Raw genomic sequence first — 22,151 nt, 5'->3', positions numbered from 1 at the left:
GCCGCCCCCCGCCCCGGAAGTCGGCGGCCTTGCACTCGTCTGTTGTACGGATTGTTTGTTCGACGAACTGTCGTCGGACGAACAAGCACTTAGTAACATAGCCAAAGCAGCCACACTAAACCGGAGCCTCATCGTCATTCAACCCGGTCGATAGCTTGCGTATTAAAGCGCGGTGACCAAACGCCATATGGCTCGGTAACCCGCCTGGGAAACTTCATCATCGATTTGCCCTCTTCTGCTATTCCGTCCCGGTCCGGAAGTACCAGTTGGCGTAGTTGATCCGGTTGCCGGCTTGGTCCGGTAGCGGCGCCCAGTTACTGATGTAAATATAATATTGCCGGTTGGCGGTCAACGCGGCGTTCGGCGTCAGCGTGACGGTTTTGCCGTCGGCGCTCAGCGCGTAGCTCGCGCTCGGCCGTTGCCCGGTCACCGCGTCGTACAGCGCGATCGTGTCGCTGTTCAATGCCAGCGGGTTGAGCCGTTCGGCAAAGGTGATCACCACCGGGCTGTTCAGGCCGATGCCGCTGGTGTTGTTGGCCGGGCTGTATTGCACCACACTGGTCGAGAGCAGGTCGGCACCCGCGCCGGTCGTGAAGCTTCTGTCCTGTGCCGTGCCCAGTACGTTGCCGCTCAGGTCTTCCACGCCTTCGACGTGCAGGCTGTAGCCGGTGTTCGCCAGCAGCGGTTGTTGCAACTTCAGCGTCAGGGTTTTCCGGTCGCCGCTCAGCTCGCGGGTCGTCGCGATCGCGTCGCCGCCCTTGCGCAGTTCCACTCCGCCCAAGCTCAAACCGCTCACCGGTTCGTCGAATTGCACTTGCAGCACTGCGTTCGTCGGGACGTCGAGTTGGTCGGCGACGATGCTGTAGCCGACGACGTTGGGCGCCAGGTTGTCCGCCGTCAGTGCCGCCGTGAAGTAGCGGCTCTGATAGGCGTTGTTGCCGTTCATGTCTTGAACGGAGTAGACGTAGAAGTAGTAGTTGCGCCCTACCGCCAAGGCTTGCGTCGGCACGAGGGTGAGCGTGCGGCCGTCGGTGCTCAGGTCGAGGCTCGCCGGGACGTGCTGGCCGGTGACGGTGTCGTACAGGTACAAACCGCCGTCGTTGACCGTGACCGGGTCGATCGCTTCGCTCATCCGTGCTTTGAAGACGGCGTTGACCGGGACGTTGGTCGCGCTCGCGGCCATGCTCCATTCCACGACGCTGGGCGAGGCGGTATCCGGACCGTTGCCGGTGCTGAATTGGCTGCTCCGGCTGACCACGGCGTTGCCGGCGTAGTCTTGGGGTTGATCCACCGTTAGCGTGACGTCGCTGTCCACCGGCCACGGTTCGTGCGGCAGGTAGCTGACTTGCCGGTTGCCGTCGCTGAAGCTGAGCGAGTAGCTACGCGCATCGTAGTTCGGCACTTGCGCCAGCGGCTGGTCGCCGTCGTCGCCGAGGAAGCTCAGCGGGCTGACCGCTTCGTCGAAGCGGATCGAGACGCGGTTGTTGATGCCGACTTGGCCGGCGCCGTCGATCGGACTGAGCGCCGTGACTTTCGGCGCGATGCTGTCCGCCGTGGCGCCGACTGCCGTCGCGAAGTACCAGAGGTAGTCGCTGTTGTAGGTCGATTCGGCGCCGCTGGCGTCTTTGACCCCGGCGCGGATGCCGATTTGATAGCCTTGGTTGGCTTGCAACGCGGCGTTGGGCACGAGCCTGACGACGCGGTTACCTTTCAGCAGGCTGACCGTGGTCGGTATTTCGGCGCCGTAGTAGTAGTTGCGCAGGACGAAGCGGCTGTTGTCGACCGTGGCCGGGTCTAGCGCTTCGTTGAATTGCAGCTCGATCGCCGGGTTCAGCGGCAGCGTGATGCCGTCGTCGGTGTTCAACGCCAGGACGTACGGGGTTTTCGTCGCCGGGTCTTCTTCGGTCCGGAACGAGGTGTAGAAGCTGTTCAGGGCATTGCCGCTCAGGTCTTGGGCGGTGCTGTCCAAGAATACTTCGATCCGCGCGTCTTTCGCCCAGGGCTGCGCCGGGGTGTAGACCAAGGTGCGGCCGTCGCCGATCAGTTGCAGGTTGCCGGTGATCAGGACGCCATTTTGCGAGACGTGCAGCGCGCCGGCCAGGCTGCTGGCTTTGAGCGCTTCGTTGCTGTACAGCACGATTTTGTTTTTGGACAGCACGTTGTAGGCGCCGTTGCCGGGTAAGGCGGTGGCGATGCTAGGCCGGCCGGTGTCGTTGGCCGCCGCGGTCGTGAAGACTTTGACGGTGTCGGCTAGCCGGTTGCCGCTGAGGTCTTTGATGTCGTCGGTCAGCAGGACGGTCACCAGGGCCGAGGCCGGCAGGTTGTAGTTGAGGGTGACGGTGCGGCTGTCGGCCGAGTAGCTGATCGACGGTCTGACGACGTCACCGTTGACGAACAAGCCGACGTTGTTGCTGACCGTGCTTTGGTTGAGCGATTCGGAGAAGGTCAGGACGATCGGGTTGTTGCCGTAAACGTCCATCGCGCCGTCGTTCGGGGTGATGGATAGCAGTTGCGGCGCGGTATTGTCGCCGCCGGTGCCGGTGGTGAAGTATTGGTAGCGGTAGCTGTTGCTGTTGCCGGCCAGATCGAGGACGCCGTTGACGGTGATGTTGATCTGGGTGTTGCCGGGCAGCGGGGTCAATGGGCTGAAGGTGACGACGTTGCCGCTTTGCGCGAAGCTGCCGGCCAGTTGGCCGCTATAGCCGCTGGCGCTGATGGCGATGCCGCTGTCCAGGGTGGTCGGGTCGATCGCTTCGCTGAAGCTGAAGGTGATCGGCGCGCTGGCGCTAACGCCGGTGGCGGCGTTGGCCGGGCTGATCGTTACCGTCGCGCCGGTGGTGTCGGCGCTGGCGCTGGCGCCGGTCGTGAAGTGGCTGGTTACGGTGCTCAGCCGGTTGCCGATATAGTCGTACAGGCCATCCAGCACGACGGTGTAGTCGCTGTTGATCGCCAGCGTGCTGCTCGGGGTGAAGGTGATGGTCCGGTTGTCGCTACCCAGGCTGGCGGTGCCGGCCACGTCGACGCCGCCGACGCTGAGCCGGACGCTGCCGGCGACGCTGAAGGCGCTGATCGGTTCGTCCAGCACGAAGCGCAGTTTGGCGTTGACCGCGATGCCGCTGGCGCCGTCAACGATGTTTTGACCGCTGACCAGCGGTACTTCCTGGTCGCTGGCGCTTCCGGTCCGGAAGTACCAGTTGGCGTAGTTGATCCGATTGCCGGCTTGGTCCGGTAGCGGTGCCCAGTTACTGATGTAAATATAATACTGCCGGTTGGCGGTCAACGCGGCGTTCGGCGTCAGCGTGACGGTTTTGCCGTCGGCGCTCAGCGCGTAGCTCGCGCTCGGCCGTTGCCCGGTCACCGCGTCGTACAGCGCGATCGTGTCGCTGTTCAATGCCAGCGGGTTGAGCCGTTCGGCAAAGGTGATCACCACCGGGCTGTTCAGGCCGATGCCGCTGGTGTTGTTGGCCGGGCTGTATTGCACCACACTGGTCGAGAGCAGGTCGGCACCCGCGCCGGTCGTGAAGCTTCTGTCCTGTGCCGTGCCCAGTACGTTGCCGCTCAGGTCTTCCACGCCTTCGACGTGCAGGCTGTAGCCGGTGTTCGCCAGCAGCGGTTGTTGCAACTTCAGCGTCAGGGTTTTCCGGTCGCCGCTCAGCTCGCGGGTCGTCGCGATCGCGTCGCCGCCCTTGCGCAGTTCCACTCCGCCCAAGCTCAAACCGCTCACCGGTTCGTCGAATTGCACTTGCAGCACTGCGTTCGTCGGGACGTCGAGTTGGTCGGCGACGATGCTGTAGCCGACGACGTTGGGCGCCAGGTTGTCCGCCGTCAGTGCCGCCGTGAAGTAGCGGCTCTGATAGGCGTTGTTGCCGTTCATGTCTTGAACGGAGTAGACGTAGAAGTAGTAGTTGCGCCCTACCGCCAAGGCTTGCGTCGGCACGAGGGTGAGCGTGCGGCCGTCGGTGCTCAGGTCGAGGCTCGCCGGGACGTGCTGGCCGGTGACGGTGTCGTACAGGTACAAACCGCCGTCGTTGACCGTGACCGGGTCGATCGCTTCGCTCATCCGTGCTTTGAAGACGGCGTTGACCGGGACGTTGGTCGCGCTCGCGGCCATGCTCCATTCCACGACGCTGGGCGAGGCGGTATCCGGACCGTTGCCGGTGCTGAATTGGCTGCTCCGGCTGACCACGGCGTTGCCGGCGTAGTCTTGGGGTTGATCCACCGTTAGCGTGACGTCGCTGTCCACCGGCCACGGTTCGTGCGGCAGGTAGCTGACTTGCCGGTTGCCGTCGCTGAAGCTGAGCGAGTAGCTACGCGCATCGTAGTTCGGCACTTGCGCCAGCGGCTGGTCGCCGTCGTCGCCGAGGAAGCTCAGCGGGCTGACCGCTTCGTCGAAGCGGATCGAGACGCGGTTGTTGATGCCGACTTGGCCGGCGCCGTCGATCGGACTGAGCGCCGTGACTTTCGGCGCGATGCTGTCCGCCGTGGCGCCGACTGCCGTCGCGAAGTACCAGAGGTAGTCGCTGTTGTAGGTCGATTCGGCGCCGCTGGCGTCTTTGACCCCGGCGCGGATGCCGATTTGATAGCCTTGGTTGGCTTGCAACGCGGCGTTGGGCACGAGCCTGACGACGCGGTTACCTTTCAGCAGGCTGACCGTGGTCGGTATTTCGGCGCCGTAGTAGTAGTTGCGCAGGACGAAGCGGCTGTTGTCGACCGTGGCCGGGTCTAGCGCTTCGTTGAATTGCAGCTCGATCGCCGGGTTCAGCGGCAGCGTGATGCCGTCGTCGGTGTTCAACGCCAGGACGTACGGGGTTTTCGTCGCCGGGTCTTCTTCGGTCCGGAACGAGGTGTAGAAGCTGTTCAGGGCATTGCCGCTCAGGTCTTGGGCGGTGCTGTCCAAGAATACTTCGATCCGCGCGTCTTTCGCCCAGGGCTGCGCCGGGGTGTAGACCAAGGTGCGGCCGTCGCCGATCAGTTGCAGGTTGCCGGTGATCAGGACGCCATTTTGCGAGACGTGCAGCGCGCCGGCCAGGCTGCTGGCTTTGAGCGCTTCGTTGCTGTACAGCACGATTTTGTTTTTGGACAGCACGTTGTAGGCGCCGTTGCCGGGTAAGGCGGTGGCGATGCTAGGCCGGCCGGTGTCGTTGGCCGCCGCGGTCGTGAAGACTTTGACGGTGTCGGCTAGCCGGTTGCCGCTGAGGTCTTTGATGTCGTCGGTCAGCAGGACGGTCACCAGGGCCGAGGCCGGCAGGTTGTAGTTGAGGGTGACGGTGCGGCTGTCGGCCGAGTAGCTGATCGACGGTCTGACGACGTCACCGTTGACGAACAAGCCGACGTTGTTGCTGACCGTGCTTTGGTTGAGCGATTCGGAGAAGGTCAGGACGATCGGGTTGTTGCCGTAAACGTCCATCGCGCCGTCGTTCGGGGTGATGGATAGCAGTTGCGGCGCGGTATTGTCGCCGCCGGTGCCGGTGGTGAAGTATTGGTAGCGGTAGCTGTTGCTGTTGCCGGCCAGATCGAGGACGCCGTTGACGGTGATGTTGATCTGGGTGTTGCCGGGCAGCGGGGTCAATGGGCTGAAGGTGACGACGTTGCCGCTTTGCGCGAAGCTGCCGGCCAGTTGGCCGCTATAGCCGCTGGCGCTGATGGCGATGCCGCTGTCCAGGGTGGTCGGGTCGATCGCTTCGCTGAAGCTGAAGGTGATCGGCGCGCTGGCGCTAACGCCGGTGGCGGCGTTGGCCGGGCTGATCGTTACCGTCGCGCCGGTGGTGTCGGCGCTGGCGCTGGCGCCGGTCGTGAAGTGGCTGGTTACGGTGCTCAGCCGGTTGCCGATATAGTCGTACAGGCCATCCAGCACGACGGTGTAGTCGCTGTTGATCGCCAGCGTGCTGCTCGGGGTGAAGGTGATGGTCCGGTTGTCGCTACCCAGGCTGGCGGTGCCGGCCACGTCGACGCCGCCGACGCTGAGCCGGACGCTGCCGGCGACGCTGAAGGCGCTGATCGGTTCGTCCAGCACGAAGCGCAGTTTGGCGTTGACCGCGATGCCGCTGGCGCCGTCAACGATGTTTTGACCGCTGACCAGCGGTACTTCCTGGTCGCTGGCGCTTCCGGTCCGGAAGTACCAGTTGGCGTAGTTGATCCGATTGCCGGCTTGGTCCGGTAGCGGTGCCCAGTTACTGATGTAAATATAATACTGCCGGTTGGCGGTCAACGCGGCGTTCGGCGTCAGCGTGACGGTTTTGCCGTCGGCGCTCAGCGCGTAGCTCGCGCTCGGCCGTTGCCCGGTCACCGCGTCGTACAGCGCGATCGTGTCGCTGTTCAATGCCAGCGGGTTGAGCCGTTCGGCAAAGGTGATCACCACCGGGCTGTTCAGGCCGATGCCGCTGGTGTTGTTGGCCGGGCTGTATTGCACCACACTGGTCGAGAGCAGGTCGGCACCCGCGCCGGTCGTGAAGCTTCTGTCCTGTGCCGTGCCCAGTACGTTGCCGCTCAGGTCTTCCACGCCTTCGACGTGCAGGCTGTAGCCGGTGTTCGCCAGCAGCGGTTGTTGCAACTTCAGCGTCAGGGTTTTCCGGTCGCCGCTCAGCTCGCGGGTCACCGCGATCGCGTCGCCGCCCTTGCGCAGTTCCACTCCACTCAGGCTCAAACCGCTCACCGGTTCGTCGAATTGCACTTGCAGCACTGCGTTCGTCGGGACGTCGAGTTGAGCTGCGCCGACGCTGAATCCAAGGATGCGTGGCCCATTCGCGTCTCGGTCAAACGAGGTCGTGAAGTAGTAATTGACGTAGCCCAGTGGGTTTCCGAACAAGTCCTTGATGGCGTTAGTGACGGCTATCCGGTGTTGCCGCCCAACCGCCAACGCGACGTTCGGAACGAAGGTCGCGCTTTGCCCGTCGCCGTTTAGCGTTACGACGCCGAGAATTTGTTGCCCCGTGACTTGATCGTAGAGTTGAACGCTTTGATCGTTAACGGTATCTCCATGCACCGGTTCGCTAAAGCGGATACCGACTACAACATTGACTGCTACGCCGGTACTGTTGGCGGCTGGGTCGATAGCCGCTACCGTGGGCGGCGTCGTATCGACAGTGTTTCCGGTTTTGTAATGGAACGAATAGGGAGTCGCGATCGGATTTCCCGCGCGATCGCGCACTCCAGCGACTACAACCTTATATTCGGTATAGTCCGCCAATAAATCGGAGGGCGTAAAAATCAGTTGCAAGCCGTCGCTCGACAATCGCACCTTCCCGGCAATCTTGGCGCCCCCTTCCAACAAACCTTGAAAAATGGTAATAGAATCGGCATTAATCGATTTGGCGGACAAAGGCTCGCCGAAGCTGACAATGATCGGATTGTTCTCCGGAATGTCGATCGATGCGTCGGCCGGCGACGTTCCGGACACCGTCGGCGGCGTTACGTCGGGATTCAAAGGATCGGTACCGTTTTGCACCTCGGTCCCGTCGGGAACGCCGTCGTCGTCGGAATCGGTATCGATCGGGTTGGTGTGCATGTCGACTTCGTCGCCGTCGGAAAGACCATCGTCGTCGGAATCGGTGTCGTTAACGTTCGAACCGTATACAGCTTCTTGTTCGTCGCTCAAGCCATCCCGGTCGGTATCCGCTTGCACGGTCAGCGTCAAACTGGTTGAGGTTTGTTGGTTTCCGCCGAAATCGGTTGCTTTGGCGACCACGGTTATCGTGTTGCCGACGGTGCCGAACGGCACGGTTACCGGGTACTGATAAGGCCGAGAGGTATCGGTGTAGACCGTCTGACCATCTACAATGAACGATACCGACTTCACTCCAATATCGTCATCGGCGGTCGCCGTCACGGTAACTTTTTTACCCTCGACAACAATGGTATCTTGCGGCGGCTCGCTGATTTCTATCGTCGGCGCGACGCCACCTTTGTCTTCGGTCAAACGGTATTGTCCGATCAATAACGTCGAGGTACCGTTCGCTTCGAAATCGGAGATTGAACTGGATGCGGTCAAGTAAACGTAGTTGGAATCCAGCGCGACGCCGGTGCCGTTGTAGTCGTTGAAATTTCTAAAGTCGACAGTGCCTTGAAACACCGCGGATTCCGGGTCTTCGATATTGACGTACGGGACTGAATTGACAAACAAGACTTCGGCGAAAAACGCAAAGCTATCGGTCAATTCAACGTCGTACGGATAAAACGCCGCATCGGAAGCCACGATGATAGGATTTGTTGGATCGCCTATATTGACTGCCTTGAAGCCGGAGGTATAGGCCGAGACATACGCGTAACCGTCCTTGACGGCAACGTCTTTTACCGGACCGATACTAAGGCTGCCTTTTTTAACAGGATTGGCTTTGTCGGTTACATCAATGATATGCAGCGAAGTTCCAGCGACCACGGCCACGATATTACCTTGCGCATCCACACCTTTAGCTTCGCCGAGTCCACCGAGAGAGCCAGCCGCGATCGGTTGTGCGGGTTTATGGACATCCACGATTTCCAGGCCACCGTTACCGTCGGCAACGTAGGCGAATTGGTTGTCGATTTTGACGTCTTGCGCGACGCCCGCCGTTTCGTAAGAGGCGAGTAGAAGAGGATTGGCCGGATCGCTGACGTCAATAATCTGCAAACCATCTTCGCCGTCGGCAAGATAAACCACGTTACCAACCACCCTGACGTCGATCGCGGTACCCGCAGTATCCAAACCGCCAACTATCGTCGGGCTGGCATGGTTGGCCACGTTAACGATTTGTAAGCCCTTGCTACCGGCGGCGACGTAAGCGAAATCGCCGGCCACATCGACATTGTTGGCATAACCGGGGATTGAAATCGACGATAGCGCGGTCGGGCTGAACGAACCGACGGTGACTGTGACGGTTTTTTCCAATCCGCCGTTACGAACCGTTAAATTCGCGGTTCCGGCCTGGCCTGCAAACAATAAACCGTCCTTGGCACCGAAGCTAACAACGCTCAAGTTGCTGGAGCTGTAACTAGTGCCGGTGGATTTAGCGGTAATGTCCTCAAGCGTGCCGTTTCCGCGCTTGCCGGACACTTTCACCTGTAAATTGGCCTCGTTATAAACCGTATTGAACGTCATCGTCGGATTAGCTGGCGCGACGATCAGCTCGACAAAACTGCGACCGCCGCCGTCAGTACCGTCGGTCGGGTTGTAACCAGCGAGGATTTCATCGTTGTCGTTGACGCCGTCGCCGTCGCTGTCGGCTTTCAGCGGATCGGTGGTGTAGCCGTTGGAGCCGGCGACTTCAATGCCGTCGCTTAAGCCGTCGCCGTCGGTATCCGCCAAACGGAAATTAGTACCCAACTGGTACTCGCGTTTGGTCGTCAAACCGTCGTTATCGGGGTCTTCTTGCGCGTCGAGAGGATCGTTCGGGTTCAAACCGTTGGCCAGCTCGAAATCGTCCGGCAGACCGTCGTTATCGGCATCTCCGGTCGTCGACACGCTGATGCGTTTGAAGGCGACGACTTCATCCTTGCGGGCAGTGATCAATACGCTACCGCTGGAGACCGCGGTAACCAAGCCTTCGGCGTTGACCGACACAATAGCCGGGTTGCTGGAACTATAGTTTGTACCGTTCGAGGAGGCGGTGACGTTTTTGACGGTACCGTCGCGGTAGGTTGCTTCAACCTTTAACTGCGCGGTTGCGCCTTGGCTGGAGAGAGTTTCGACTGTGGGTTCGCTGACCTTCAGGCTAACAGGGATGGGTTCAATATTCTCAAACGTGATGTCCGGCACGTTAACGATGCCGTTTTGGACAATATTGAAGTAATCGCTTTCTCCGGAGAAGGTGTCGCCCAGCTTGGTGCAAGTCGCCCTGGCTCTGACCCGGCCCATTTGCGAGGGCACGTTAGGCATCGACCAAGCACCATCCTTGCCGACCTGTACGGTTCGGTTGAGAATATTGACGACGCAGTTCTCATCCAGCACGTTGGCCGCCGATTGCCCGCTTCCAGCAAGCCCCAACAACAAGACCAACACATAAAAAGCTTTCATGACCTGAGTGTTCATCGTCTTTATCTCCCGATACCGCAGACGCTTCGAATATTACTTTTTTAAACTGTCGATCGCGGCGACGAAGGTTTCGAACGACTGCATGCCGTCGAAGCGCCGGTAATCGACTAACTGTTTATCCTTGATCCGCCCAATTAAGAACGCAGGCGTACCGTTAACGCCCAAACGACTGCCAAGCGCGATGTCGTTCTGTACCTTTGTTAATTGCGCCGGGTCATCAAGACACTTCTTCAATGCGGATTCATCCAATTTGTGTTGTTGCGCAACGCCGGCAATTAATTCGTCGCTAGCCTGGCCGCGGGCCTCGAAAATTGCATCGTGCATCGCCCAGTATTGCTTCTGCTCGCCCGCGCAACGCGCGGCCAGCGAGGCCTTTTTGGCATGCGCGTGAAAATCCAGCGGGAAATCCTTCATAACGTATTTAACCTTGCCTTTATCGATATAACTTTCGCGCAGTTTGGGGAAAACGTTTTTGTAATGCTTTCCGCAAAATGGGCATTCGTAATCCGAAAACTCCAATATTGCTATGGGTGCATCGCTCTTTCCCAACGCCATTGCCTCGGTATCGGACAAGGAAACAGGTGCCACTTTAGGTTTGGCATCCGCTAATTTTTTCTCTAAATTAGCGACTTTTTCCTTTAGCCCACTAATTTCTTTGCGCATTTCCGAAATTTGCATAAAGATTTCGTCGGCGACCCAGTCATCCTTTGCCCAAACGAGTTCTGTTAATCCAAGCAAAAGAATCACAAGCACACTTAACTTATTCACCACGGTGTATCTACTTAAAATAGTCATTATTTCCTGTTCACGTAATACTCCATCAACTCCCCAAATGGATCGACAGTAAAAGTCTGGTATATCCCATTCTCAACCGGGACCTGTCTTTCGTACATCACGTATAGACACCTTAATCTCGTGACGCTGGTTTCATAAACGCCATATTTTTTAGGGAGCTCCGGCCTCAACGCACGTTGCTTTTCTACAATATCTATAATTTCAGATTCCGAAAGTCCTCTACCTGGGCAACTTAATTCCTGCGCCAAAACCGAATTCGAAAATAAAACAAACAAGACCAGAAAAATTTTATTCATCGCATCTCCAAGGTCATCGACCGCGCATGGCATCAACAATAACACCATTCTGATTCAGTTTAAAAACAATGTTTTTACCCGGACGCAAGGGGACCGCCGACTCAATTAAAATATAATAACAACCATGTCTGTTCAACGTATATTGACTTTCCGAAAAGGCTTTCGGCAAATCGCCTCTACTCCGTCTCTCGGCATTGACAATATCCACCACCTGTTCCTTTGATAATTCTAGAGCAGTACAGTTTGGCTCCGCGCAAGCCAGATCCACCATTAAAACTAGAATCGCCAAATTTATTATTTTCTGAAAAAACATTATGCGTTCCTCACAAAGTCATTAGAAACAGGTGGCGGGCGGAGTAAAGAAGCCATTGCCATATGAAATAGCTTCTTGAATCCAATGATCTACTACCGCTCTACAGGCATCCGGATCGGGACTCAAATTACATGAAGACCGAGCGTTGTCTAAGCACTGCTTTTCAGCCTTACTCGCTTCGCATTCGCCCTGAGCCTGGCTTACTTCCGGTTTGAAACCAGGCCAAGTTTTACAGTCCCCCCCAACACAATTAACGTGATCTTTATGCTTTCCTTCGTGGACAGCAACGCATTGCTGAGCGATTGCGTCACCGAGAACGTTCCCTCTACTAGGAAAATTACCGGGATACATACATAAAATTGGCGCACCTCGACAACAGGTCACCGTGCCAAGTAATGTTCCCGCCTGATAATCAGAGTCATTTTGTATATCCGGCTGAGTGCAACATTCGCCATCCGTGGGAGGAGGAACCTTACTGCCGTTGCTACAACTGGCACATGGCTCTCCAGCGATTGGTCCATCCGGCTTATTGCTTAGCTGGCAGTTTCCGCTACAAGTCTGGCATTCCGCGCTATATGCGCAGCCGCTCCCTCCCGGCTGACTGCCGCAATGCCACCCTGCCTTAATTACTCCCACGCCGTCATTGGATTTAATGATGCTGCCGTCGGTGCTGACCGTGCCGAGGCCGATCGCTACGAATTCTTCCAGGTCGTGGTCGTAGGAGTACATTTCCACTTGCGCGCCGGGTTTGTGGCCGTCGACGTTGGGCAGGGTCAGCCGGGCCGGCGGGTCGAATTTGGCCCCGACCGGTTGGATGGTGACAATAAACTGCGGCTGCATGCCGTTCGGCGGCGCCATCGGGATTTTGCTGGCGTTGACCGGCGTGACCGAGAGCTTCCCGGTCTTCTTGCCGTCCGGGAAGGTGACCGAGCCGCGTTTGATTTCCAACGCGAAGCCGGGTACGTCGGGCAGGGTCAGCGTGACGTCTTGGTCGCCGACGGTTTTGGCGTTGACGGTGTCGAGTTTGACCAGGTAGATCGGCGCGGACAGCGGGTTGTCGGCACCGGCGATCGTGACGAGGTTGAAGGCGAGCGTGGGCCATTCGCCTTCGGCGCTGGTGGTGCTGCCGTCGGCGACCAGGCGTACCGCGCCGACCGGGACTTCGCTGATTTTGAATTGGCCTTGGGCGTCGGTTTGTGCTTCGCGGGTGGTGCCGTCGACTCGGACGGTGACGTTCGGCAACGGGTGTTCTTGGTTGTCGAGCACGACGCCGCTGATGCTGGTTTGGCCGGCGTTGCCGGTTTTTAGCGCGGAGGCGGTGAAGCCGGCGTAGAGGCTGGTGCCAACCAGGGTGGCGGTGACGCGGTGGACGTCGAGGCCGTCTTCGCTGCCCAGCGTGAATTCGGCGGTGGCCCGCCCGTCGCTGTCGGTGGTGGCGGTCAGCGTGGTTTGGCCGTTTTGGAAGCGGCCGCTGCCTTGGGTGACTTTGAATTCTATTTGGGCGCCGGGCACGACGTTGGCGCCGTCGTCGACCACGGCGACGACGAAGGGTAGCGGCAGCGCTTGGCTGACCGCGCCGCGTTGGTTGTTGCCGCTGTTGACGGTGACTTTGCCGCCGGCCCCGACTGTGGCGCTGGCATAAAACAGGGCTTCGCCGTCGAAGCCGACCGAGGTGGCGCGGACCCGTTGGTTGCCGCTGCCGGCTCGGCTACCGAGTTTGAAGGCGGTGGCGGCGATGCCTTGGGCGTCGGTTTGAACCAGGACGCCTTGGCCTTGGTCGCTGTTGCCGGCGCCGACGATGCCGTCGCCTTCGGTGACGCGGAAGATCACGGGTTTGCCCGCGACCGCTTGGTTGGCGCCGTCCAGCAGTTTGACTTTGAGGGTTTGGGCCAGCACGCTGTTGATCTTGCCGCTTTGGTTTTGGCCGCCGAGCAGTTCGATGTGTTGCGGCGCCAGCGGTTGGTAGCTGACTTGCAGGCTGAGGCTGCTGGTGTTGCCGACGTTGTCGGCGGCGTCGATTTTGAGGGTGTTGGTGCCGACGGCGAGCGGGATGTTTTGGGCCAGGTAGCTGCGGTTGGCGATCGTGGCGGCGATGCCGTTGACTTTGACGTTGGCTTGGCCGGCGGCGACGGTGCCGCGTACGATGTCGTTGATCAGGCCGGACACGGCGATGTGGTCGGTGCGCACGGTGTCGCCATTTTTCGGCGATTCGACGGTCAGGTAGGGCGGGGTCATGTCCAGCGATAGCGAGATGGTGTCGCTGACGTCTTCGCCCTGGGCGTTGACCGCTCGGGCGGTGATGGTGTTGTGGCCTTCTTCCAGTGCGACGTCGGCTTGAAAGCTGCCGTTGCCGTGGGTGACCGGCGCGCCGTTCAGGGTGACTTGGGCGCTGGGGTCGTTGACGGTGCCTTTGACGGTTTGCGGGGTGTGGCCGACGGTCAAGAGCGTGGCCGGGCTGGTGATTTTGACGGCCAGGGCTGGGCTTTGCACCTGGCGTTCCAGCCGGGTCGTGAAGCTGAAGGTATTGGGGCCGCCGCCGGTGACGATGACCGAGACCAGACCGCCGCCGCCGGGCGTGAAGTCGTTGCCGAGATAGCCGGTCAGGTCGTAGTAGGCTTCGCCGGCCGCGGTGGTGCCGCTGGCGTTGCCGATAGCCACTTTCGCCGCCGGGCTCAGGCCGACGATGACCAGCCGGAACGGGCCTTTCAGGCTTTGGCCGCTGACGTTGTTCAGCGTCACCGCCACCGTCGCGTCCGCCGCACGTCGGTTGCGCACCGGGTTGGCTACCTTCACCGTCACTTGGCTGGTCGAGACAGGTTCCCAGTTCGCCGCCGCTTCCGCCGGGGGGGTGATCCAGCTAATTAAGACTACCGACAGAACCATTATAAAGTTAACCAATACGGAACCGCGAACTTGGCCAACTAACTTTCTCGATATCGTATTACTCAATACGTGCCAAAAAACCGACATCAGTACCCCCGAAAAATTCTAATCACTTGTCATTCCTCGCAACCTGCCTAAATAACTTCAAGCTAAATTAATGTCGCGGAAAGCATTATCAAATCCTGCGCTTTAAATCTAATTTCTTCGCTAAATTTTAGGACCTTGAAACCTTAAGAAGCCTCTGATTAATTCGTCATGTCGAATTTCAGCTTCAATCAATACCTTACACACCTGAATTTCTTGAAAAACTGCATTAGTCATAGACTCGTTAAGAGCCGGAAATACTGTTTCAATTAACCTTTTGATTGGTAGCACATACTTCTGAAACCGGCACTCTATCAATCTGTAATCCCATCCAACTGTACCAACCGTCCTGCCGGCGGGCATCTTCCAGTTTTGAAAAATTGCTGACTAAGAAAACGCTTTGTCCAATCGATTCAGGCCGAACATCAACCAGTGATCCGTTAGTCATCATTTGCTTCGTCCAAGTCATCAACTCCTTTCCCTCTGCATTCAGTAATCTGAATTCAGCAGTATCGGAAATTTTACCGTTTGGCTTTGTTCGCCTTGCGAACAGGTAATTATCATGACAAATTCCAGATATCTGCAAATGACTCCCGGCTTCGATTTCATCGAAGTCGAAATGCCAAATCAATTTGGCCTTCTCTCCAACACGATACAAGTACAAACTTGGCGGACTAGGGTTTCGCTTACGACTGACTATTTGTAGCGAGGGCTGAACATGCGTCGTCGATATAAACGACGCATGCTGCGCTAATCTCGGATCAACATCCAATCCTTCCACTTTTACGCTGTCCGCCGCAAACTTGTTATTAACTCTAAAAAGAAAGCTAGCTGCTTCATCCAAATTCTTTTTCGCCTTAGCTGCGATGTAGATCGTATCATTAGCCTCCGCAACATCCTCTATTCCGACGATCGGCAATTGGAGGTAGGCAAAATCCACGGACAATTGCTCATCGGAGCCATAGGCCTGGAAAACCAATTTTGAAGTTTTTTCCGCGTCAACCAAGGCAATATAACCGGTAGAAATGTGAAAAAGTTGCTTGACTGAATTACCGGCCTTAACACCGAACGGCTTCAAATTTACCGATTCAAGTTTTTGTTGCTTCGGACTGTATTTAAATATCTTGAGATCTTTTCCGTTCAGCAAAGGTATCAGATATCCGTCATCTCTCTTGACGATCTTGCCAACGACGGTTTTATCGGCCGCTCTCGCTTCCCATAAACTAATCGATTTACCGGCGCGGCTATCATAGATTAAATATTCGACGCTTTCGGCCTGGCCTGGAAGCGCTTTTGCCTTGCGGTGATCCAGATATTTTTTATACAGGATCGCAGGGGAATCCGCGTCCTCCGGAATCATTCGAATAAACTGTTGATCGATATTTGCCTGATACCTAGCAAATAATGACTCGAAGACTTTGACGTCTGCCGCCGCGAGTTCGACTCGCAGCATCACCGCCAGCACTAAAAAGATTCCCCAGCTAATCGTTTTCATGGCGCTTAGCAACACTCGCAATACTGAGTTTGCCGTTCTTCAAAAGCCGAGCTACCGAAATTGGCAACCCCGTCTTGATAGACCGGGCCGATACCACGACAACTCGCGTATTCCTCATCGTATTCCAGACATTGCGACGCCGTTGCATAAGGGCAGGGGAAGGGGTAGCCGGTATCGCAACTCGCGGTAATTCCGGCGCCCAAGGCGGCATCGCAAGTAGCTTGGCTGGAGCCGCAGGTTTGATAACAAATGTCGTGCAAATTGCACGGCAAGGTCTGGGTCGCGGCAGTCGCATTGGAAATCGTGCCCAACACGGTACCCCAGATCGGATTAGTCACGTACATGTCGTAATTCGTGGCGAACGGCAGGTTGTCCCAACTCTCCAAGTCGTCGGGCGAATTGGAGCAACCGTCGATTTCATGATTTCGTGTGGTGTTCTGCGTTTTTTGAGGGCACTTCGCCAAGCTTGCAAAATCGGCCGGCGTTTTCGGCACCGATTCACCTTGATAGCAACAGCGCGTTGTCGATTCCGGAAACTGACCATCAGGTTTGTTACCGATCGAGCCGTCGGATTGACATTGTTTACATTCCTCGGACGGCTTGTCGCTGGTATCCACGGTTGGAGACGGGCAAGCGGGCTTTTTACAATCGCCGGCAACATCAGCCGGAACGTCGCTCGGGTCGGCTTCCGAGGACTTGCAATCCTTGGGTTTCAAGCAATCGCCCGCCACGTTCGGCACCTTGGGTAAATCGACGATGACACAATTGCCCTCGCATTTTTGACATTCCCCCGGACTGGCCGCACACCCGCTCCCGCCCGGCTGACTCCCACAATGCCACCCTGCCTTAATTACTCCCACGCCGTCATTGGATTTAATGATGCTGCCGTCGGTGCTGACCGTGCCGAGGCCGATCGCTACGAATTCTTCCAGGTCGTGGTCGTAGGAGTACATTTCCACTTGCGCGCCGGGTTTGTGGCCGTCGACGTTGGGCAGGGTCAGCCGGGCCGGCGGGTCGAATTTGGCCCCGACCGGTTGGATGGTGACAATAAACTGCGGCTGCATGCCGTTCGGCGGCGCCATCGGGATTTTGCTGGCGTTGACCGGCGTGACCGAGAGCTTCCCGGTCTTCTTGCCGTCCGGGAAGGTGACCGAGCCGCGTTTGATTTCCAACGCGAAGCCGGGTACGTCGGGCAGGGTCAGCGTGACGTCTTGGTCGCCGACGGTTTTGGCGTTGACGGTGTCGAGTTTGACCAGGTAGATCGGCGCGGACAGCGGGTTGTCGGCACCGGCGATCGTGACGAGGTTGAAGGCGAGCGTGGGCCATTCGCCTTCGGCGCTGGTGGTGCTGCCGTCGGCGACCAGGCGTACCGCGCCGACCGGGACTTCGCTGATTTTGAATTGGCCTTGGGCGTCGGTTTGTGCTTCGCGGGTGGTGCCGTCGACTCGGACGGTGACGTTCGGCAACGGGTGTTCTTGGTTGTCGAGCACGACGCCGCTGATGCTGGTTTGGCCGGCGTTGCCGGTTTTTAGCGCGGAGGCGGTGAAGCCGGCGTAGAGGCTGGTGCCAACCAGGGTGGCGGTGACGCGGTGGACGTCGAGGCCGTCTTCGCTGCCCAGCGTGAATTCGGCGGTGGCCCGCCCGTCGCTGTCGGTGGTGGCGGTCAGCGTGGTTTGGCCGTTTTGGAAGCGGCCGCTGCCTTGGGTGACTTTGAATTCTATTTGGGCGCCGGGCACGACGTTGGCGCCGTCGTCGACCACGGCGACGACGAAGGGTAGCGGCAGCGCTTGGCTGACCGCGCCGCGTTGGTTGTTGCCGCTGTTGACGGTGACTTTGCCGCCGGCCCCGACTGTGGCGCTGGCATAAAACAGGGCTTCGCCGTCGAAGCCGACCGAGGTGGCGCGGACCCGTTGGTTGCCGCTGCCGGCTCGGCTACCGAGTTTGAAGGCGGTGGCGGCGATGCCTTGGGCGTCGGTTTGAACCAGGACGCCTTGGCCTTGGTCGCTGTTGCCGGCGCCGACGATGCCGTCGCCTTCGGTGACGCGGAAGATCACGGGTTTGCCCGCGACCGCTTGGTTGGCGCCGTCCAGCAGTTTGACTTTGAGGGTTTGGGCCAGCACGCTGTTGATCTTGCCGCTTTGGTTTTGGCCGCCGAGCAGTTCGATGTGTTGCGGCGCCAGCGGTTGGTAGCTGACTTGCAGGCTGAGGCTGCTGGTGTTGCCGACGTTGTCGGCGGCGTCGATTTTGAGGGTGTTGGTGCCGACGGCGAGCGGGATGTTTTGGGCCAGGTAGCTGCGGTTGGCGATCGTGGCGGCGATGCCGTTGACTTTGACGTTGGCTTGGCCGGCGGCGACGGTGCCGCGTACGATGTCGTTGATCAGGCCGGACACGGCGATGTGGTCGGTGCGCACGGTGTCGCCATTTTTCGGCGATTCGACGGTCAGGTAGGGCGGGGTCATGTCCAGCGATAGCGAGATGGTGTCGCTGACGTCTTCGCCCTGGGCGTTGACCGCTCGGGCGGTGATGGTGTTGTGGCCTTCTTCCAGTGCGACGTCGGCTTGAAAGCTGCCGTTGCCGTGGGTGACCGGCGCGCCGTTCAGGGTGACTTGGGCGCTGGGGTCGTTGACGGTGCCTTTGACGGTTTGCGGGGTGTGGCCGACGGTCAAGAGCGTGGCCGGGCTGGTGATTTTGACGGCCAGGGCTGGGCTTTGCACCTGGCGTTCCAGCCGGGTCGTGAAGCTGAAGGTATTGGGGCCGCCGCCGGTGACGATGACCGAGACCAGACCGCCGCCGCCGGGCGTGAAGTCGTTGCCGAGATAGCCGGTCAGGTCGTAGTAGGCTTCGCCGGCCGCGGTGGTGCCGCTGGCGTTGCCGATAGCCACTTTCGCCGCCGGGCTCAGGCCGACGATGACCAGCCGGAACGGGCCTTTCAGGCTTTGGCCGCTGACGTTGTTCAGCGTCACCGCCACCGTCGCGTCCGCCGCACGTCGGTTGCGCACCGGGTTGGCTACCTTCACCGTCACTTGGCTGGTCGAGACAGGTTCCCAGTTGGTCGCCGCGACGCTCAAAGCCGTTTTGGAAAAAAAAGACAGCACGAGCAAAGGCAACAACAGCCAGACTGCCGAATTTGCGGTCCTCGTCTCGCCTGACTTTAGAATCGGCGTATTTGGATCAAGCTCCACTTTCGACTTGATCGCTCGCTGGCTCGGCGACATCCCTCACTCCTTTTATAATTTTTATCGATCGCTTAGACACCCATTACAAGGGGAACCTTTGTCGTTTACGATTCGCGACCTTAGCCGTCTGAGAAGATTTATATCCGTAAAATCTTCCGACACTTCCCGCGAATATTGGCCGCCGAGTCTATCAGCGGCCAACACCTGAGGCAATTCAAACTTTCTAGATCAAATCAAGCGTTTCTGCGACGGCGGATAGAGGCAACCGCGAAACCGGCTAGTGCTGTGGCCTCGAATAAAACCGACGGCGGCACGGGTACCGGACTGGCTTCAAAACGCACGTTGTCTATGGCCGCCGAATAATCGAAACCATCGTTCTCGTCGTTAAACTCGAAGGAAAACGCGACGGATCGACCGATAAACGCCGACAGATCGAAAGCGATAGAGGTCACTCCAATGGTCGTCGAATCGATTGATGCGATCAACGCATCGCTGGCGCCCGTAATATCGTCCGCGTCGTATAAGGTAAGCGTCAAATTGTCGGTAAATCCGCTTGGGGTCTCCAGCGCATCAACGCCTAGCGAAGTGAAACTGACATCAAACTTTAACCAGTCGTTACCGGCACTAAGGATGATCGGTGAAGTAAAACTAAAACTACCGTCATCGCCTTGCACCAGACTGGCCGCGAACGGATTTGCGCCTTGTCCACCCGCTAAAACGGCGGCGCCGGCTTCCCATTGCGCACTCCCTCCGCTGGTCAATGCCGCCCAACCGGAGAGATCGTTGTCAAAACTGCCATTCACGATGGTGCCGGCCACCGCAGGGTTGGCGGAACTCAATGCCGCGAGTATTAAGCTTGAAAAGAATAGGCGTGTTTTCAGCATAGTCCTACATCCTGAATAAATTTGTTGAAGCCAATGGCACTCAATTTTCGTTCCATTCAAAATATTCCATAGAATAAATAATAACTTATATATTCAAACAGAGACGAAGACCATAACCATATAGAAAAAGTGTAAAAAAAACCAACAACTCCCTGCCACGGTAATGACTTACCGGCCGGAATCGACTTGGAGGTTATTCACCACTTCCGGTTTAATCCGCACCGGTAAAACCAGCGATGTCGAAGCCATTTCCACGATGGGCAGCTCGACTTGCTCATCCTTCAACGCCCAACGCGCATAACGGTTATTCAATTTGCGGTAATTGACGCCGGCCGTGATGGTTAGTGGCCCTTTAATGTCGTCCGGCACGTTGAATACGTAGCTCGTCACATCGGTACCGCCAGGCGGAATGATGCGCTTGAAACTGTCGCCGACCATGTTGAACAAGTCGTGGCGCCAAACCGCGTTGCCGATCCGATCGATTGGAATGGAGCGGTAAAAATACGCGGCCGGTTCGACATTGTTGCCGGCATCCAATTGTCCGGATTCGTAGACCGTCCGGCCCTGACCGTCTTTAACCAGAAAGTGTATCCACGCTTCGTTGATATCGGTAGTTCCACCGGGAAAGGCATGACCGACTTGGGCATTAGTCACCGCGACTTTCAAGGTCACGGCTTCGCCCAAGTAGCAATACGCCGGCGCCTCGGAAGACGCGATCAAGGCCGGGTCGACATGACGGGCGCTTTCAACGGCGTCACTACGATTCGGCTTGTCAATAGTGATCCTGACTTGATCGGCCGTCAAAAACCGACGCGTTCGCTCAAGTTGCGCCTGATTTCGAGTCACCCAGGGAATGGCCGTGTTGGCTCCGACGTTGAAATGGGTCTTGATCAATCCGCTGCTACTCGCGGAAGGGTCGCTACCCGGCTGTAACGGAAAATGGCAATCCTGACAGCGGCGTTGTTGCGCATGAGCGAAAGTCTGTCGGGTTTGGCCGGAATACGGTCCGTTCAGCCAAGCCGTGTAATCGTCCTGCATTTTCACCCAACCCCAGTTATTAAAATCCTTGTCCATAAACTGAGCATGGCACGTCGCACACATTTCCGGCGTCGACAACACATTTCTGGCCAAATCGGCCCTGTGCTGCTCGGGTTTCAAGCGAATCAGCAGATTATGCAAAAACACCGGCAGCGCTCGCTCGGCGCCGTTGAACAAATATGGTTGGGGCGGAGCGAATCGATAACTGGCGACGCCCTTTAGATGCTCAATGCGCTCGATGCCATGACAAGTCATGCAACTGACGCCTTCCTGCAGATGGCCTGGCGTATCAAGCTTACCGCCCGTGGTTAGTTGTCCGCTCAACAATGCCGCCGGCGCGTGGCAGCCTTCGCAATAGCGGGTGGCTTCCATGTTTTTGCGCTCTGAAAGCAGCTTGATATTGGTTTGGTAGGTTTTGTCGGAAGCGGCCTGGGAATGAATCGATGCCTTCCACTGTTCCGCGATCTCGCGATGACAACTGGCACACCGCTCGGAAGCCCCTATCCGCCGGGGATCGAAAAAACCGCCGGTACTGGTCTCGGTTTGACTGGGCCGAAAAGGATGTTCGCCGTAGCTGTAGAGATAAGGCTCGACGGCCGGCGCGTCCCGATAAGGGCTTGTGCGCCATTGATAAGCCGCGCTAGCCACCAGCACCGCTATCGCCGCGACAACCACCGAGCCGATGACCGCCTTTGTCATTCCGCCGATTAGCGAGGGAAATCGGCTGGGTTCGTTTCGTTTTCTGCGTTCCGGCAAAGACACCGCGTGAAACAACACATGTCCGAGCGTCATTAGCAACACACCGACCGACAAGCCTACGTGGGATTCGAAAATCCAGCGTCCGGCTTCCGACTGGCCTTGCCAAGCAATCTGAACTCCGGTCAGCGCAAGCGCCAAAAACAGCAGCGCGGTCAAGATGCCGGAAAACGCAATCCAGGAACGCCTGAGACCTATCGTGCGCCGAAAATGCAAGATCAAATATGGCGCCAGCAACGCCGCGACCACCAGGCCCAACAAGGTATGCAGCAAATACAGCCATTGCTCGGTTACCGAGAACCCAGGCCAGCACCAACTGATATATCCGCTCAACGCCAACACGGCCGTCACGGCGACCAAGGGCCGGGCGAAGCGGCGCTCGGCGATCATTTGGCTATTCGAAACGTTCATAAGCTTCCCCGCGT

Annotated in this window: 9 protein-coding genes; all 9 read right to left on the bottom strand. The window is 58.0% G+C overall.

Annotation, left to right across the window (positions count from 1 at the left end; translation table 11 throughout):
• Positions 1-238: 238 nt before the first annotated feature.
• On the bottom strand, positions 239-10,003 hold the full coding sequence (locus ACQE3D_RS01780; protein WP_427551378.1) for an Ig-like domain-containing protein: 9,765 nt from the start codon (positions 10,001-10,003) through the stop codon (positions 239-241).
• Positions 10,004-10,039: 36 nt separating this feature from the next.
• A complete protein-coding gene (locus tag ACQE3D_RS01775; RefSeq protein WP_313729263.1) occupies positions 10,040-10,801 on the bottom strand; it encodes a DsbA family protein in 762 nt (253 codons plus the stop codon).
• Positions 10,801-11,097 (bottom strand): hypothetical protein, encoded by a 297-nt coding sequence (locus ACQE3D_RS01770; protein WP_139306314.1) that lies wholly within the window; start codon positions 11,095-11,097, stop codon positions 10,801-10,803. The genes ACQE3D_RS01775 and ACQE3D_RS01770 overlap by 1 nt, the downstream gene beginning before the upstream one ends.
• Before the next feature lie 13 nt (positions 11,098-11,110).
• Positions 11,111-11,410, bottom strand: coding sequence for a hypothetical protein (locus tag ACQE3D_RS01765; RefSeq protein ID WP_071159947.1), 300 nt, complete (start codon positions 11,408-11,410; stop codon positions 11,111-11,113).
• Positions 11,411-11,431: 21 nt separating this feature from the next.
• Positions 11,432-14,293 (bottom strand): carboxypeptidase regulatory-like domain-containing protein, encoded by a 2,862-nt coding sequence (locus tag ACQE3D_RS01760; RefSeq protein WP_313729264.1) that lies wholly within the window; start codon positions 14,291-14,293, stop codon positions 11,432-11,434.
• A gap of 349 nt (positions 14,294-14,642) precedes the next feature.
• Complete coding sequence (locus tag ACQE3D_RS01755; protein ID WP_313729265.1) at positions 14,643-15,872, bottom strand: hypothetical protein; 1,230 nt, start codon at positions 15,870-15,872, stop codon at positions 14,643-14,645.
• 5 nt (positions 15,873-15,877) lie between these two features.
• Entirely contained in the window at positions 15,878-19,087 is a 3,210-nt protein-coding gene (locus ACQE3D_RS01750; RefSeq protein WP_313729266.1) for a carboxypeptidase regulatory-like domain-containing protein, read from the bottom strand.
• 194 nt (positions 19,088-19,281) lie between these two features.
• Entirely contained in the window at positions 19,282-19,992 is a 711-nt protein-coding gene (locus ACQE3D_RS01745) for a hypothetical protein (protein WP_313729267.1), read from the bottom strand.
• Positions 19,993-20,100: 108 nt separating this feature from the next.
• Positions 20,101-22,137 carry a cytochrome c family protein gene (locus ACQE3D_RS01740; RefSeq protein WP_313729268.1) on the bottom strand — a complete coding sequence of 679 codons (2,037 nt, stop codon included), beginning with the start codon at positions 22,135-22,137 and terminating at the stop codon, positions 20,101-20,103.
• Positions 22,138-22,151: the final 14 nt, after the last annotated feature.

Origin of the sequence: Methylomonas sp. MS20 (assembly GCF_050275925.1) — a bacterium.
In the GTDB taxonomy this organism is placed as follows: domain Bacteria; phylum Pseudomonadota; class Gammaproteobacteria; order Methylococcales; family Methylomonadaceae; genus Methylomonas; species Methylomonas koyamae_A.
The sequence above is the reverse complement of the archived record's forward strand: the minus strand, read 5'-3'. Positions and strand labels throughout refer to the sequence as shown.